Consider the following 15,167-nt stretch of genomic DNA (forward strand, 5'->3'; position numbering starts at 1 on the left):
ATGGAGTGGATGATGTCGGCAATGACGAGACGATACCTGCTGCTGGCCAGCATGCTGTGGGCCCTGCTCGCCCTGGCGCCGGCGCGGGCGGCGCTGGAGCCGGCGCTGGTGCAGGGCCTGGCGGGCGATTTTCAGGCCCGTATCGCCGCCATCGAGGCGCTTGGCGTGAGCGGCGCCGGCGAGGCCGGCCCGCTGCTCGACGCGCTCGAGGCTGGCCGGCTGGCCGTGCTCGATGGGCGGGCGGTGCTGGTGGAGGACGGGCGCCTGCGCGACCTGGTCGACGATGCGGTGCTCGATGCCGAGGTCGCCAGCGCGACCCGCATCACCGTGAACAATCGCGTCCGGCGCGCGATCGCCACCGCGCGCGCGGCCCTGGCGCTGGCCTCGCCGGATCGTGCGCAACGCCTGGCCGCGGCGAACACGCTGCGCGAGAACGCCGGCGAGACCCTGCTGCCGGTGATCGAGCGTGCGCTCGAGCGCGAGGACGATGATGCGGTGCGCGAGGCGCTGCTGTATGCCTCGGCCAAGCTCAACCTCGCCTCGCCCGATCCGGCCCTGCGCCTGAAGGCGGCGCAGGCGCTGGCGGCCTCATCGGATGGCGCGGTGAAGAACATGCTCGCCGCGCTGCTGGAAAAGCGCGGCGAGGGCGCGGCCGCGACCTGGGTCGAGCCCGACGCCGAGGTGCGCGCGGCCGCCGAGGAATCGATCCGCGCCATCGACCGCCGCATCGCCACCGCACAGATGGTGGCGACGGTGTTCTCGGGCCTGTCCCTGGGGTCCATCCTGCTGCTTGCCGCCCTCGGCCTGGCGATCACCTATGGCGTCATGGGCATCATCAACATGGCGCATGGCGAACTGCTGATGATCGGCGCCTACGCCACCTTCGTCGTGCAGGGCGTGTTCCGCAGTCACTTCCCGCACTACCTCGATTTCTACGTGCTGGCCGCGATCCCGGCCGCCTTCTTCGCGGCGGCGATCGTCGGCATCGTCATGGAGCGCCTGGTGCTGCGCCACCTCTACGGCCGTCCGCTGGAGAGCCTGCTCGCCACCTGGGGGTTGTCGCTGGTGTTGATCCAGGCCGCGCGCGTGAGCTTCGGTCCGCAGAACCTGGAGCTGGCCAACCCGTCCTGGATGTCGGGCGGCATCGAGCTGGCCGGTGGCGGTGTGCTGCCCTACAACCGCATCGTCATCCTCGGCTTTGCCGCCTTCGTGCTCGTGCTGATCTGGCTGATGATGCAGAAGACGCGGCTGGGCATGTTCGTGCGCGCCGTCACCCAGAATCGGCCAATGGCGGGCTGCGTCGGCGTGCCGACCGCGCGCGTCGACACCCTGGCCTTCGCCATCGGCTCGGGGGTCGCCGGCCTGGGCGGACTGGCGCTGTCGCAGATTGCCAACGTCGGTCCGGCGATGGGGCAGGGCTACATCGTCGATGCCTTCATGGTGGTCGTGCTCGGCGGCGTCGGCCAGCTCGCCGGTGCGGTGTGGGCGGCGCTCGGGCTGGGCATCGTCGCCAAGTTCCTCGAGGGCTGGGCGGGCGCGGTGATCGCCAAGATCCTGGTGCTGGTCTTCATCATCGCCTTCATCCAGAAGCGTCCGCAGGGCATCTTCGCCCTCAAGGGCCGCTTCGCAGACAGCTGAGGACGGCATGCGCACGCCATTCACGATCAGACTCATCCAGAGCATGCCGCGCGCGGGCTGGATCGCGCTGGCGATCTTCGCCGCCATCACCTGGATCGGCATCCCGTTCGCGCACCTCGCGCTGCCGGAAGCCCATCCGCTGCATGTGTCCGCCTATACCGTCAGCCTGCTCGGCAAGATCCTGTGCTACATGGTCGTCGCCGTGGCGATGGACCTCATCTGGGGCTATGCCGGCATCCTGTCGCTCGGCCACGGGCTGTTCTTCGCCCTCGGCGGCTACGCCTTCGGCATGTACCTGATGCGCCAGATCGGGCGCGACGGCAGCTATGGCGCCGACATCCCCGACTTCATGGTCTTCCTCGACTGGAAGGAGCTGCCCTGGTACTGGGCGGGTTCGGATTCCTTCGCCTGGGCGCTGTTCCTCGCCGTCGCGGCACCGGGGCTGGTCGCCTTCGTGTTCGGCTGGTTCGCCTTCCGCTCGCGCATCAAGGGGGTATATTTTTCCATCATCACCCAGGCGCTGACCTACGCGGCGATGCTGCTGTTCTTCCGCAACGAGACCGGCTTCGGCGGCAACAACGGCTTCACCGACTTCAAGCGCATCCTCGGCTACAGCATCACCTCGCCGGAGATGCGGGTCACGCTGTTCGCGCTGTCGGCCGCGCTGCTGATCGCCTGCCTGATCCTCGGCCGCTACCTCGTCACCTCGCGCTTCGGCCGCGTGCTGGCGGCGATCCGCGACGCCGAGAGCCGGGTCATGTTCATCGGCTACAACCCGCTGCACTACAAGCTCTTCATGTGGACGCTGTCGGCCATGCTGTGCGGGCTGGCGGGCGCGCTGTACGTGCCCCAGGTCGGCATCATCAACCCGTCGGAGATGAGCCCGGCGAACTCGATCGAGATCGCGGTGTGGGTGGCGGTCGGCGGGCGCGGCACTTTGGTGGGTGCGGTGCTCGGTGCGGGCATCGTCAATCTGGCCAAGAGCTATTTCACCGTGACGATGCCCGAATACTGGCCCTTCTTCCTCGGCTTCCTGTTCATTGCGGTGACGCTGTACCTGCCCAATGGCGTGGTCGGCCTGTGGCGCTCGCTGCGCGCGCGCCGGAGCACCGCCGTGCTGGACGACGCTCAGGCCGCGCCGCCGGCCTCGCCGCCGACCGCCGCGAGCATGGACGCTGCGAGCTCGATCCCTACCCCGGTTACCGGGACCACCGCCAAGGGAGCACGCGCATGATCCCCACCCTCGAGATCGAAAGCGAGGCCGCCCGTCTTGGCGCCGAGCGCGAGAACCAGCGCGAGCACTGGGAGGGCGAGGCCACCACCGGCCACCTCGTGCGCCCGGGCGAGCTCGACCTGTCGCACAACGTCATCCTCTACCTCGATGACATCACGGTGAGCTTCGACGGCTTTCGCGCGCTGAACAAGCTCAGCCTCGCCATCGATGCCGGCGAGCTGCGCTGCATCATCGGCCCCAATGGCGCCGGCAAGACGACGATGATGGACGTCATCACCGGCAAGACCCGGCCCGACTCGGGCAAGGCCTTCTTCGGCCAGACGATCGACCTCACCCGCCTGACCGAGCCCGAGATCGCCCACGCCGGCATCGGCCGCAAGTTCCAGAAGCCGACCATCTTCGAGCAGCACAGCGCGTTCGAGAACCTCGAACTGGCGATGAAGGCGGACAAGCGCGTGCGCCGCACGCTGTTCGCCAGCCTCATCGACGACGAGCGCGACCGCATCGCCGGGGTGCTGCGCCAGATCCGCCTCGACAAGTCCGCCGACCGCCCCGCCGGGATGCTGTCGCACGGCCAGAAGCAGTGGCTGGAGATCGGCATGCTGCTGATGCAGGAGCCGCGCCTGCTGCTGCTCGACGAGCCGGTCGCCGGCATGACCGACGACGAGACCGAGCGCACCGCCGAGCTGTTCGTGAGCCTGGCCGGCAAGCACTCGCTGGTGGTGGTCGAGCACGACATGGCCTTCGTCGAGGCGCTCGGCGGCAAGGTCACGGTGCTGTGCGAGGGCTCGGTGCTGGCAGAGGGGGATCTGGCGACGGTGCAGGCGGATCCGCGGGTGATCGAGGTCTATCTGGGGCGTTAGCGCGAGCAAGCGACCACGCCAAGCCGGATGTGCGGGGCGTTCCTGGAGAAGGCGAGGACTGTCTGAGCCCGAAGGGCGAGTTCCGCAGCCTTAGGAAGAAATGCCCCGTGCAGCCGGCGCTTAGTACCCCAATGTGACCAGCAGGAGAAAATCAGATGCTGAAAGTGGATCAGCTCAACCAGTACTACGGCGGCAGCCACATCCTGCGCGGCCTGTCCTTCGACGTGCCTGTCGGCAAGGTCACGACGCTGCTCGGGCGCAATGGCGTGGGCAAGACCACGCTGCTGAAGACGCTGATGGGCCTGGTACCCGCCGCCAGCGGCAGCATCGCCTTCGACGGCCAGGACATCACCCGCGCGCCGTCCTACAAGCGCGTCGCCGCCGGCATCGGCTTCGTGCCGCAGGGGCGCGAGATCTTCCCCCGCCTCACCGTCGAGGAGAACCTGCTGATGGGCCTGGCGACCCGGCCGCGCGGCAGCGCGATTCCGCCGCGGATCTTCGACATGTTCCCGGTGCTCAGGCAGATGATGGGCCGGCGTGGTGGCGACCTCTCGGGCGGCCAGCAACAGCAGCTCGCCATCGGTCGTGCGCTCGCCTTCGGCCCCAAGCTCCTGATCTTGGACGAGCCCACCGAAGGCATCCAGCCCTCGATCATCAAGGACATCGAGCGCGCCATCCGCAGCCTGGCCGAAACCGGCGAGATGGCGATCCTGCTCGTCGAGCAGTACTACGACTTCGCGCGCGCGCTCGCCGACCAGTACCTGGTCATGGAGCGCGGCGAAATCGTCATGCGCGGTGCGGGAGATGACATGGACCGCGACGGCGTGCGCGAGGCGCTGGCGGTGTGAGCGAGGCAGGCCCCGAGCCTCACGCCTCTGTCAGCGTCATCAGGATGTCGGCGTACCAGGCGCAGTTCAGGCCCAGGGCCTCGTCCAGCTTGAGGTCGCGCGTACCGACGTCGAGTCGGGCCGAATGCACGCCGAGCAACAGCCAGGGCAGGTCGCCGTGGCGCGGGTCCGCACTGGGGCTGCGCATCACCACCGGCGCCCCGCTGGTGCCGCGGTGGGTGCGGGCGTCGGTGAGGAAGTAGCCCATGCCCTGAAAGCGCAGGCCGAAGGACGAGGCGATCGCCGCCTGGCGCACCACCGGCATGTGGTGCAGGGTGTCGTGAAAGCCGAGCGGGAAACCCACCACCAGTAGCGAGCTGCCGACCTCGACCTGATCGAAGTGCCCGAGCAGGTGGGCCGGCGTGAACGCGCGGTAGGCCGCGCTGGCCGGCAGGGCCGTGCGCTCCAGTTCGATCACGGCGACGTCGATCTCGCCGGCAGAGTCCGTGCCCTGGCGCCAGATGCTGCGTCCGTCGCGGTAGAGCGGGATCGAGAAGCCGGTCGAGTGCGCCAGATTGTCGGCGTCGTCGTGGAGCTCGATCTCGATGTGGTCCGGGAAGTGCTTGCTGGCCTCGTCGTGCAGCACATGGCGGCTGGTGACCAGAAACAGCCGGTCCTCACGCGCGAAGAAGAAGCCGCTGGCATTGGTCAGCGCACGCTGACCGTCGAAGGTGCACACGCGGGCAGCGGTGAGCAGGATCGATTCGATCGTCGGCTGCCTTGCGACCTGACCCGCGGCAGCCTTGCCGTCACCGCTCATTCAGCCGCCGCGCATCTTGCGTCGCGCCTCGTGGATCTCCTGCGCCTCGACGCTGAGCGTGGCCGTGGGCCGTGCGAGCAGGCGGGCGATGCCGATCGGCTCGCCACTGTCCTCGCACCAGCCGTAGCTGCCGTTGTCGATCCGCGCCAGCGCCTCGTCGATCTTGTGCAGCATCTTGCGCTCGCGGTCGCGCACGCGCAGCTCCAGCGTGTGGTCCTCTTCCAGCGAGGCACGGTCGGACGGATCCGGCGTGCTTTCGAATTCCTGCAGGTGCAGCGTGGTGCGATGGGCCGAGTCGAGCAGGGCGTCGCGCTCACGGATGAGCTTGTCGCGGAAGAACGCCAGCTGTCGGGCGCACATGTAGTCGTCGGCCGGGGCAGCCAGCATTTCGGCTTCGGTTGGCAGTCCTGCGGTGGCCGTGATGGTGTCGCTCATGGTGTTTCTCCTCCAGACGAGGCAATGCCCCGGTGCAGCCCGTGCGGCAGGCCCTTCACCATACACGGCAATCGCCGCAGCGGGGTGCGGATTGCGCCACGGTGCGATGCTTATCGCGCTTCCCTGATGCGCACTATAAGAGACGTCGCAGAACTGCCGGTGGGCCGCCCGATACATTGACGCGCAGAACGGTGCACAAGTGCCGTCGCCATCACCAGGGACCCATCCGGAGACAGAAAGTGACAAGACCCGATCAACACCTGAAGGCGCTCACCGCGACCTGCCTGCTTGCCGCCCTGCCGGCGGTCGGCCACGCCGCGACCTGGAGCGATACCTACGTCGGCTACCGCTACGGGACCGAGTTCCGCGAGCCCACCAATAGCCGGGACGTCGAGAAGCACGTATTGCAGTTCACCCACGCCAGCGGCTACTCAGTCGGTCAGAACTTCGTGAACCTGGACGTGCTGCAGTCCGACAAGACCGATCCGGCCAGTGGCGGCGGCAGCGGCGCCACCGAGTTCTACCTCACCTACCGTCATCAGCTGCATCTGGGCAAGGTCTTCGACAGGTCGTTCGCCTTCGGCCCGGTGAAGGAGCTGGCCGTCACCGCCGGCTTCGACCTCAATACCAAGAACACGGCCTTTTCGCCGCGCAAGCGCCTGCTCGTGCTCGGTCCGACGTTGAAGTTCGATGTGCCCGGCTTCCTCGACCTCAGCCTGCTGGTCGGCAAGGAGTGGAACCGCTGCGGGCTGGAGCCGGCCACGCCGGGTGGCTTCGACCCCTGCCCGAAGACCGAGGTCAGCTTCGATCCGCAGTGGATCCTCAGCGCGGCCTGGGGCATTCCGTTCAGCGCCGGATCCGTGCCGCTGAAGTTCCAGGGCTTCATCAACATCAATGGCGAGAAGGGCAGGGACTACGCCGGCGTGAAGACCCGCACCGAGACCCTGATGCGCGCCTCGCTGATGGTGGATGTGGGTCAGATGGCCTGGGGAAAGAAGAACACCTTCCTGATGGGGGTCGGTTACGAGTACTGGCGCAACAAGTTCGGCAACCACGCCTACGCCAATGGCGTCGAGAAAGCGGGCATCGACACCAATGCGCCGACCTTCCAGATGGAGTGGCATTTCTGAGCGCAGGCCTGGCGCGCGGCTGACGGAAAGCGAAGCGGGCGGGTGCGCATCTTGCGCAGCCGCCCGCTTCGTCTATCAGTGCGGCCTCAGGCTCACACGTTCATCACCGTCACCGCGCGGGTGTTGAGGTAGGCGTCGAGCGCCTCCGGGCCGCCTTCGGTGCCATAGCCCGAATCCTTGACCCCGCCGAAGGGCATCTCGGCGCTCGGCGTGGCGGGCTGGTTCACGTACAACATGCCGACCTGCAGCTCGTGGGCGAGCAGGTGCGCATGCTTGAGCGAGCGCGTGAAGGCGTAGCCGGCCAGCCCGAAGGACAGGCGGTTGGCCTCGGCGATCGCCTCGTCCATGGTGTTGAAGCCGCGGATCGCCGCCACCGGGCCGAAGGGTTCCTCGTTGAACACCCTCGCGTCCAGCGGCACGTCGGCGAGCACGGTGGGGGCGAAGAAGTTGCCGGTGCTGCCGATGCGCTCGCCGCCGGCGGCCACGGTGGCGCCGCGCGCGACCGCATCCTGCATGAAGTCCGCCATCGCCGCCGTACGACGCGGATTGGCGAGCGGCCCCATCTGCGTGCCTTCGGCCAGGCCGTCGCCGACCTTCAGCCCCTCGGCATACTTCGTCATCGCCGCCACGAAGTCGGCGCGCACGCTGTCATGGACCAGGAAGCGGGTGGGCGAGATGCAGACCTGGCCGGCGTTGCGGAACTTGGCGGCGGCCGAGGCCTTCACCGCCAGTTCGACGTCGGCGTCCTCGCACACGATCACCGGGGCGTGGCCGCCGAGCTCCATCGTCACCCGCTTCATGTGCTGGCCGGCGAGCGCGGCGAGCTGTTTGCCGACCGGAGTGGAGCCGGTGAAGGTGATCTTGCGGATCACCGGGTGGGCGATCAGGTAGTTCGAGATCTCCGCCGGCGTGCCATACACCAGGCCGATGACGCCCGCCGGCACGCCCGCATCGACGAAGGCGCGCACCAGGGCGGCGGGTGCGGCCGGGGTCTCCTCGGCCGCCTTGACCAGGATCGAGCAGCCGGTGGCCAGCGCGGCGGCCGCCTTGCGCACCACCTGGTTGATCGGGAAGTTCCACGGCGTGAACGCGGCCACCGGGCCGACCGGGTCCTTCAGCACCATCTGCGTCGCGGCGAGGTTGCGCGCCGGCACGATGCGGCCGTAGACGCGCAGGCCTTCGTCGGCGAACCACTCGATGATGTCGGCCGCGGCCAGGGTCTCGATCTTTGCCTCGGGTAGCGGCTTGCCCTGCTCCTGGGTAAGCAGGCGGGCGATGTCGGCCGCGCGCTCGCGCATCAGGCCGGCCGCGCGGCGCATGATCCTGGCGCGCTCGATGGCGGGGGTCTTGCGCCAGGTCTCGAAACCGCGCTGCGCGGCCGCGAGCGCGAGGTCGAGATCGGCAATGCCGGCGTGGGCGACGCGGCCGATTTCGACGTCGGTAGCGGGGTTGAAGACGGGCAGGCTGCGGCCGTCGAGCGCATCGCGCCACTGGCCGTCGATCAGCAGTTGGGTGTTGGGGTAGGTCATGTAAGGCCCTCTGGTGGGGGAACTCAGGTGGGGAAAAGTGCAGGCGCGATTCTTGGCCATCGGGGTGGCCGCTGTCCACCGCCGTGTCCGCGCCCGGCGCCCGGCGCCTGGCCAGGGTCGGGTCCGTCGTGGGCATCGTGCGCCCGACTGCGTACAATGCCCGCATGAGTCCGCAAGCTCCCGGCTCGGCATCGCCTGCCTGCCCGGTCTGCCTCGACGCCGCGCCGCGCATCTTGATGCATGTGGATGGGCGGGACTATCTGCGCTGTGACGTTTGCGAAGCGACCTTCCTGTCGCCCGCGCAACGGCCCACGGCGGCTGCCGAGCGCGCGGAATACCTGCTCCACCGCAACGACCCCGCCGACCCCGGCTACCGCTGCTTCCTGCAACGTCTGGCGGGCCCGCTGCTGGCGAGGGTGGCGCCGGCGAGCGAGGGCCTGGACTTCGGCTGTGGCCCCGGCCCGGCGCTCGCTGCGCTGTTGCGCGCCGCCGGTCATGCGGTGAGCCTGTACGACCCCTTCTTTGCGCCCGATGCCGCCGCCCTCGCGCGCCGCTACGACTTCATCACGTGCACCGAGGTGGTCGAGCATTTTCATGCGCCGGCCACCGAGTTTGCCCGCCTCGACGCGCTGCTTCGTCCCGGCGGCTGGCTGGGCATCATGACCTGCTTCCAGACCGCTGACGCGCGCTTCGCCGCCTGGCATTACCGGCGCGACCCTACCCACGTCGTTTTCTATCGCGAGGCGACTTTCCATCACCTCGCACGTCGCTTCGGCTGGCAGTGCGAGGTGCCGGGCAAGGACGTGGTGCTGATGCGCAAGTCCGACCCTCCTCCAACCACAACAAGGGCCCACTCCACACCATGAGCTACGAAACCCTCCTCTACGACCTCTCCGACGGCATCGCCGAGATCCGTCTCAACCGTCCGCAGCGGCTCAACGCCGTCACCCAGCAACTCTACGACGAACTCAACGACGCGCTGACCCGCGCCGAAGCCGACCGCGACGCCCGCGTCGTGCTGATCACCGGCGAGGGCCGCGCCTTCTGCGTCGGCGCCGACCTCAAGGCGCACAAGGTCGGGCGCACCGCCTTCGACCGCCGCCAGTACCTGAAGGGCGAGCAGGACGCCTGCCACCGCCTGCTGCACATGAAGACGCCGGTGATCGCCGCGGTCAATGGCTACGCGCTCGGCGCCGGCGCCGAGATCGCGATCGCGTCCGACTTCATGCTGATGGCCGAGAGCGCGCAGATCGGGCTGCCCGAGATCTCGATCGGCAACTTCCTCGGTGGCGGCGTCACCTGGCTGCTGCCGCGCCTGGTCGGGCTGGCCAAGGCGCGCGAGCTGGTCTTCCTCGGCGAGCGCATCAAGGGCGAGGAGGCGGTGCGCATCGGCCTGGCCAACCGCGTCTTCCCCGACGAGGGCTTCCTCGCTGCGGCGCGCGAGTTCGCGCTCAAGGTGGCGAGCAAGGCGCCGTTCTCGATGCAGCTCGCCAAGGAGCAGCTCAACCTGTCGGCCGAGCGCACGCTGGACGCCTGCCTCACCGCCGAGCTCGAGGGCATGATGTTCGTCGGCACGACGAAGGACTGGCAGGAAGGCGTGGACGCCTTCGCCGAGAAACGCGCACCCGTCTTCAAGGGGGAATGACACGATGACCGAGATTGCGACCCAGGCACCGACCCTGTCCGCCTCCACGCCCACCCACAAGAGCCCGCTGCACGACTTCCTCGCCCCCGACTCGATCGCCATCGTCGGCGCCTCGGCCGACCCCACCAAGCGCGGCTACAAGGCCATGGTCGGCCTCATCAAGGGCAACTACCGCGGCAGGATCTACCCGCTCAACCCCAAGGTGCCCGAGATCCTCGGCGTGCCGACCTATGCCAGCCTGGACGACATCCCCGGCGCGGTGGACCTGGCGCTGATCTGCACCCCGGCCGCAACGATTCCCGGACTGATGGCGGAATGCGGGCGCAAGGGCGTCAAGGGCGCGGTGATCCTCGCCAGCGGCTTCCGCGAGACCGGACCCGAAGGCGCGAAGCTCGAGCAGCAGGTGCTCGATGCCGCGCGCGCCGGCGGCGTACGCATCATCGGCCCCAACACCTCGGGCATGTTCAACCTGCACAAGAAGGTCAACCTGCTCGACCTGCGCAACGTCAAGCCGGGCGACATCGGCTTCATCTCGCAGTCGGGCAACATGCTGCTCGCGCTGGTGCTGGAGGCCGAGCACAACGCCCACGTCGGCTTCTCGACCTACGTCGGCCCCGGCAACCAGACCGACATCGGCTTCAACGACTACCTGCGCTACCTCGGCGAGGATGAGCACACCCGCGTCGCCACGTTGTATGTCGAAGGCTTCCGCGACGGCCAGCGCTTCCTGCAGGCGGCGCGCGAGATCACGCCGGTGAAGCCGGTGGTGGTCTATAAGTCGGGCGCCACCGAGCTCGGCAAGAAGGCCGCCAGCTCGCACACCGGCGCGCTCGCCGGCAGCTACGAGATGACGGTGGACCTGTTGAAGCAGGTGGGGGTGAGCGTGGTGCGCCATTCCGACCAGATCCTGCCGGTGGCCGAAGGCCTGGCGCTGATGCAGCAGGCGCGTGGACGCCGGGTGGCGGTGATCGCCGACGGCGGCGGCCAGGCCACGATCACCTCGGACCGCCTGTCCGACGCCGGGCTGGAGCTGGCCGAGCTGTCGGCGGCCACCCGCAAGCGCCTGGCCGACATCCTGTTCCCGCAGGCTTCGCTCGCCAACCCGATCGACGTCGCCGGCACGTCCGATGCCGACCCCGAGGTGCTCGCGCGCTGCATGGAGATCGTCGCCGACGACGACAACGTCGATGCGGTCTTCCTGGTCGGCATGTTCGGCGGCTACCACACCCGCTTCGCCGAGTCCTTGCTCGGCGGCGAGATGCGCGCGGCCGAGGCCATGATCGAGCTCGCCCGCCGCAGCGGCAAGCCGCTGGTCATCTACAGCCTGTATGCGCCGGTCAAGCCGCCAGCGCTGCGCCGCCTGCATGAGGGTGGATTGCCGGTCTACGCGTCCATCGAGCATGCGGTGAAGGTACTGCAGGCCCTGGCCGAGCGCGGCATCTACCTGCAGCACCAGCACGGCCAGCCGCTGCAGGCGAGCGTCACCCCGCTCGAGGGCATGCAGGCCATGTTCGCGCGCGCGCAGAACGAGGGCCGCGACCTCTACGAGTTCGAGGCCAAGACGCTGCTGCGCGAGCACGGCATCGCGGTGGCCGAGGAAGTCGTCGCCCACAACGCCGACGAGCTCGCCGCGGCGGCGGCGAAATTCGGCGACCAGCCGCTGGCGATGAAGGTGGTGTCGAAGGACATCCTGCACAAGTCGGACGCGGGGGGCGTCAAGCTCAACCTGGTGGGCGAGGCGGCGCTGCGTAGCGCCTACGACCAGATCATGAGCAGCTGCCGCGCCTACGACGCCAACGCCGACATCCGCGGCGTGCTGGTGACGCCGATGGCGAAAAAGGGCACCGAGGTCATCGTCGGCGTGGTGCGCGACCCGATCTTCGGCCCGGTGCTGATGTTCGGCCTGGGCGGCATCTTCGTCGAGATCCTGGAGGACGTCGCCTTCCGTGCCATCCCGCTGTCGCGCCACGACGCCGAGGCCATGGTCGAGCAATTGAAGGGCCGCAAGATCCTCGCCGGCGTGCGCGGCGAGCCGCCGGTGGACAAGGCGGCGCTGGTCGACCTGCTGCTCAAGGTGTCGAGCATCGTCAGTGCCTATCCGCAGCTCTCGGAGCTGGACCTCAACCCGGTGATCGCCTACCCGGACGGCTACGCCGTGGTCGATGCGCGCATCATCACGAACCGCTCGGTGGTCAGCAGCTGAGCGCACCGGCCCCGCAGCGTCGCTTGCGGGGCCGTCTGCCGTGTCTCAGGCGCGCGTGGCCTGCGTTGCCGCCAAGGCTGCCGCATGTCCGGGCGGTGGCGTTGCGATGCGGGCGTGGGGGGCGAGCCGGTTGCGGCCGAGGCGCTTGGCCTCGTACATGGCGCGGTCGGCATGGTGGATGAGCGCGGTCGGCGTCCGCCCGTCCCTGGGCCAGAGGGCGACGCCGATGCTGGCCGAGATGTGGGCGGCCTGGCCGTCGAGCTCGAAGGGCTGCTGTAGCCGGGCCAGCACCTTGTGGGCGATACGGTCGATGATGGCGAGCTCCTTCAGGTCCGGCAGGATGATTGCAAACTCGTCACCGCCCAGCCGGGCCACGGTGTCGGTCTCGCGCACACACTCGCGCAGCCGGCCGGCAACCTGTTGCAGCAGGGTGTCGCCGGCATGGTGGCCGAGGCGGTCATTGACCGCCTTGAAGCCGTCGAGGTCGATGTACATCAGCGCCAGCGGCTGCCCGGAGCGGCCGGCGCGCTGCAGTTCGTGCTCGAGCTGGTCCTGGAAGCGATGGCGGTTGGCGAGCCCGGTCAGCAGGTCGAAGTTGGCGTGCTGCCATTCGAAGTGCTTGTCGTCGTGCGCCGCGCCGGCCAGCAGCGCGGTGGCGGCGCTCATCGCCAGCACCAGCTGCAGGTCGAGCACGGCCTCGACGGGCAGGCCCAGCAGCCGGCCGGCGCCGATCTGGATCGCGCACACCAGCGCCGCCACCAGGTAGCCCATCGGTACGCCGCGCATGAGGCCGGTCAGCAGCACCGGAAATAGCACCAGGATGCCGAGCTTGGCCGCGGTCTGGGTGAGCTGCGGCAGCAGCAGGGACAGCAGCGACACGCCGAGGGCGAGGCCGACCAGACCGGTGGTGGAGCGGACGCCATGAAGCGGCGCCGTGGGGGCATCGCCGCGCCGACCGCCGGCGGCGGTGCGACGGTGGAGCAGGTTCCAGCCAAGCACGATCGCCGGCAGGCCGAGCAGCAGGCCGGCGAAATCCCCACCCCAGAAGGACAGGAATACCGCGCCGAGCTCGCTGCTGGGCAAGCGGTCGAAAGGCGGGATGAACAGGGTCGCGGCGGCGGACACGCTGGTCGCGGCGAAGGCGAACAGCACGAAGTGCAGGGCGTCTGCCAGCGTCAGGCGCGCCGGCATGGCCAGCCAGCGCCGGCGCAGCAGCAGGCCCGTGCCGCCATAGACCAGCACCTGGCGCAGGGCGCCGCCCCAGTCCATGCCTTCGAGCAGCGGCCCGGGCATGTCGAGCTGGCGCACCACGCAGATGGCCAGGAAGGCGGCCGGCAGGTAGCGCCAGCCGCCGATCATGCCAACCGCTGTGCTCAGCCCGGCGGACAGGTAAAGGGCGCTGACATGGGGCTGCACCTCGAACAGGGCCGCAGTTCGCCATGCCAGCCAGTAGCACAGGAACAGGGCAGCGGTCTTGGCGAGCGCGCTGCGTGGCAACAGGCTGTGCGGCCTGTCCGGACTCATTTCAGGGGCCTGGCGGAGGGGGCGATGGCAAGGTGGCGGCCTGCGGCCGGCAGGGGGTCGAAAAACCGGTAGAGGATATCAGTCAGCCCCCGGTCGATGCCAGATCGGCTGCCCGCCATGGGGTGTGGCGCCGACGCAGGATGCCCTGCTCGCCGCGAGGGTGTGCAGGGGGGCGGGGCGCAGGGGGCAGGGGCGAGGGCCGGGCGTCGCCCGGCACACCGACTCAGTGCGCGAGGAAGTCGAGCACCATGCGGTTGAACTTGTCCGCATGCTCCCACTGCGCCCAGTGGCCGCAGCGGTTGAAGATGTGCAGCTCGGCGTTGGGCATGCCCCAGATCAGGCGCAGGCCGACGTCCATCGGCACGAAGCGGTCGTCGCGGCCCCAGATCACCAGCGTCGGCGCGGCGATCTCGCCCAGGCGCGGGCCCTGGTCGGGGAACTGCTTGGGGTTGGCGGCCAGGCTCTTGACGAAGTTCTCGAGGTGGTCCTTGCGCGCCAGCATGTTGTCCAGGCGGGCCTTGAACAGCTCCTCTGTCATGCTGCTCGGATCGAAGACGAACACGTTCATCATCTTCTTCAGGTTCTCGATCGTCGGCTCGCGGTACAGACCCTGCAGCAGCTTGATGCCTTCGGTGGGCATGGGCACGAACTGGCTCGGGCCGCCCGTGCCGCCGCCCATCAGGATCAGCTTGCCGACGCGGGTCGGGTTCGACAGCGCGAAGGCGACCGCGCTATGGCCGCCCATCGAGTTGCCGACGATGTGCACCTTGTCGAGCTTCAGCGCGTCGAGCAGCGCCTTCAGCGTCTGGGCATTGAGGTCCGAGCGCGAGCCGGTGCACACGATCGGGTCGCTCTTGCCCCAGCCCAGACAGTCCATCAGCACCACGCGGTAGCCGGCCCCGACGAAGGCGTCGACGTTGCGGTGGAAGTTGGCCCAGCCGGTGGCGCCGGGGCCGGAGCCGTGCAGCATGACGACGGTTTGCTCGCCGGCGCCGCAGTCGTTGTAGTGCACCTGCACGTCGAGCTCATTCACCTTGAGGCGGACGAGGTGGCTGGTGGCGGCTTCGGTCAGGGGGGCGTTCTGAGTGCTCATCGTTATAGGTCCTGTTGGTGATGGGGGAGCGGCATGTGTCTGCCGTGGTGGTCGTGGGCAGTCAGCCCTTGTACGGCCCGGCGCCGAGCCCGATCGGCGCCGGTGCGGCGGCCACGAGCTTGGAGAAGAGCTGCGCGAAGTCCTCCTCGCCCGCCCGGGCGCTGGCGCGCGTGCCGCTCAGCGGGTCGTCGGCGATGAAGCCGGCATTCGCCCGCTCCCAGTCCTC

General features: G+C 68.9%; 13 protein-coding genes. 8 read left to right on the forward strand and 5 right to left on the reverse strand.

Annotation, left to right across the window (positions count from 1 at the left end; translation table 11 throughout):
• Positions 1-12: 12 nt before the first annotated feature.
• The 4 genes from urtB to urtE all read left to right on the forward strand — a co-directional run bounded on the left by urtB (position 13) and on the right by urtE (position 4,583).
• On the forward strand, positions 13-1,638 hold the full coding sequence (urtB, locus tag PLC66_RS13830) for an urea ABC transporter permease subunit UrtB (protein WP_503012211.1): 1,626 nt from the start codon (positions 13-15) through the stop codon (positions 1,636-1,638).
• Positions 1,639-1,645: 7 nt separating this feature from the next.
• Complete coding sequence (urtC, locus tag PLC66_RS13835) at positions 1,646-2,872, forward strand: urea ABC transporter permease subunit UrtC (protein WP_324541378.1); 1,227 nt, start codon at positions 1,646-1,648, stop codon at positions 2,870-2,872.
• Positions 2,869-3,735, forward strand: coding sequence for an urea ABC transporter ATP-binding protein UrtD (gene urtD / locus PLC66_RS13840; protein ID WP_324541379.1), 867 nt, complete (start codon positions 2,869-2,871; stop codon positions 3,733-3,735). Before urtC ends, urtD begins: the two co-directional genes overlap by 4 nt.
• A 155-nt stretch (positions 3,736-3,890) precedes the next feature.
• Entirely contained in the window at positions 3,891-4,583 is a 693-nt protein-coding gene (gene urtE, locus PLC66_RS13845; protein ID WP_324541381.1) for an urea ABC transporter ATP-binding subunit UrtE, read from the forward strand.
• Between the two features lie 19 nt (positions 4,584-4,602).
• Here the strand turns inward: urtE and PLC66_RS13850 are convergent, their stop codons facing one another.
• Together PLC66_RS13850 and dksA are read right to left on the reverse strand one after the other, a co-directional pair.
• Positions 4,603-5,382 (reverse strand): S1 family peptidase, encoded by a 780-nt coding sequence (locus PLC66_RS13850; protein WP_324541383.1) that lies wholly within the window; start codon positions 5,380-5,382, stop codon positions 4,603-4,605.
• Positions 5,383-5,817: an RNA polymerase-binding protein DksA gene (gene dksA / locus PLC66_RS13855; protein ID WP_324541385.1), complete on the reverse strand. Its 435-nt coding sequence runs from the start codon at positions 5,815-5,817 to the stop codon at positions 5,383-5,385.
• A gap of 239 nt (positions 5,818-6,056) precedes the next feature.
• Between dksA and PLC66_RS13860 the strand changes: the two genes are divergently transcribed.
• Positions 6,057-6,947, forward strand: coding sequence for a hypothetical protein (locus PLC66_RS13860; protein ID WP_503012212.1), 891 nt, complete (start codon positions 6,057-6,059; stop codon positions 6,945-6,947).
• A 92-nt stretch (positions 6,948-7,039) separates the two neighbouring features.
• Here PLC66_RS13860 and PLC66_RS13865 read toward each other — a convergent pair whose 3' ends face one another.
• Entirely contained in the window at positions 7,040-8,476 is a 1,437-nt protein-coding gene (locus PLC66_RS13865; RefSeq protein ID WP_324541387.1) for an NAD-dependent succinate-semialdehyde dehydrogenase, read from the reverse strand.
• A gap of 164 nt (positions 8,477-8,640) precedes the next feature.
• On the opposite strand from PLC66_RS13865, the gene PLC66_RS13870 reads away from it, so the two are divergent.
• The 3 genes from PLC66_RS13870 to PLC66_RS13880 are packed head-to-tail and all read left to right on the forward strand — an operon-like array spanning position 8,641 to position 12,324.
• Positions 8,641-9,342: a class I SAM-dependent methyltransferase gene (locus PLC66_RS13870; protein WP_324541389.1), complete on the forward strand. Its 702-nt coding sequence runs from the start codon at positions 8,641-8,643 to the stop codon at positions 9,340-9,342.
• Positions 9,339-10,121: an enoyl-CoA hydratase/isomerase family protein gene (locus PLC66_RS13875; protein ID WP_324541391.1), complete on the forward strand. Its 783-nt coding sequence runs from the start codon at positions 9,339-9,341 to the stop codon at positions 10,119-10,121. Before PLC66_RS13870 ends, PLC66_RS13875 begins: the two co-directional genes overlap by 4 nt.
• Before the next feature lie 4 nt (positions 10,122-10,125).
• Positions 10,126-12,324, forward strand: coding sequence for an acetate--CoA ligase family protein (locus PLC66_RS13880; protein WP_324541392.1), 2,199 nt, complete (start codon positions 10,126-10,128; stop codon positions 12,322-12,324).
• A gap of 45 nt (positions 12,325-12,369) precedes the next feature.
• On the opposite strand, the gene PLC66_RS13885 is transcribed toward PLC66_RS13880, so the two are convergent.
• Both PLC66_RS13885 and PLC66_RS13890 read right to left on the reverse strand, forming a co-directional pair.
• Positions 12,370-13,848, reverse strand: coding sequence for a diguanylate cyclase domain-containing protein (locus tag PLC66_RS13885; protein ID WP_324541393.1), 1,479 nt, complete (start codon positions 13,846-13,848; stop codon positions 12,370-12,372).
• 223 nt (positions 13,849-14,071) lie between these two features.
• Complete coding sequence (locus PLC66_RS13890) at positions 14,072-14,941, reverse strand: alpha/beta fold hydrolase (protein WP_324541395.1); 870 nt, start codon at positions 14,939-14,941, stop codon at positions 14,072-14,074.
• Positions 14,942-15,167 lie beyond the last annotated feature (226 nt).

This window comes from Thauera sp. (assembly GCF_035444905.1).
In the GTDB taxonomy this organism is placed as follows: Bacteria; Pseudomonadota; Gammaproteobacteria; order Burkholderiales; family Rhodocyclaceae; genus Thauera.

Excerpts from the sequence above, each read along its gene's own strand:
- urtB (WP_503012211.1), top strand. The coding sequence starts at position 13 with ATGTCGGCAATGACGAGACGATACCTGCTGCTGGCCAGCATGCTGTGG.
- urtC (WP_324541378.1), top strand. The coding sequence starts at position 1,646 with ATGCGCACGCCATTCACGATCAGACTCATCCAGAGCATGCCGCGCGCG.
- urtD (WP_324541379.1), top strand. The coding sequence starts at position 2,869 with ATGATCCCCACCCTCGAGATCGAAAGCGAGGCCGCCCGTCTTGGCGCC.
- urtE (WP_324541381.1), top strand. The coding sequence starts at position 3,891 with ATGCTGAAAGTGGATCAGCTCAACCAGTACTACGGCGGCAGCCACATC.
- PLC66_RS13850 (WP_324541383.1), bottom strand. The coding sequence starts at position 5,382 with ATGAGCGGTGACGGCAAGGCTGCCGCGGGTCAGGTCGCAAGGCAGCCG.
- dksA (WP_324541385.1), bottom strand. The coding sequence starts at position 5,817 with ATGAGCGACACCATCACGGCCACCGCAGGACTGCCAACCGAAGCCGAA.
- PLC66_RS13865 (WP_324541387.1), bottom strand. The coding sequence starts at position 8,476 with ATGACCTACCCCAACACCCAACTGCTGATCGACGGCCAGTGGCGCGAT.
- PLC66_RS13870 (WP_324541389.1), top strand. The coding sequence starts at position 8,641 with ATGAGTCCGCAAGCTCCCGGCTCGGCATCGCCTGCCTGCCCGGTCTGC.
- PLC66_RS13875 (WP_324541391.1), top strand. The coding sequence starts at position 9,339 with ATGAGCTACGAAACCCTCCTCTACGACCTCTCCGACGGCATCGCCGAG.
- PLC66_RS13880 (WP_324541392.1), top strand. The coding sequence starts at position 10,126 with ATGACCGAGATTGCGACCCAGGCACCGACCCTGTCCGCCTCCACGCCC.
- PLC66_RS13885 (WP_324541393.1), bottom strand. The coding sequence starts at position 13,848 with ATGAGTCCGGACAGGCCGCACAGCCTGTTGCCACGCAGCGCGCTCGCC.
- PLC66_RS13890 (WP_324541395.1), bottom strand. The coding sequence starts at position 14,941 with ATGAGCACTCAGAACGCCCCCCTGACCGAAGCCGCCACCAGCCACCTC.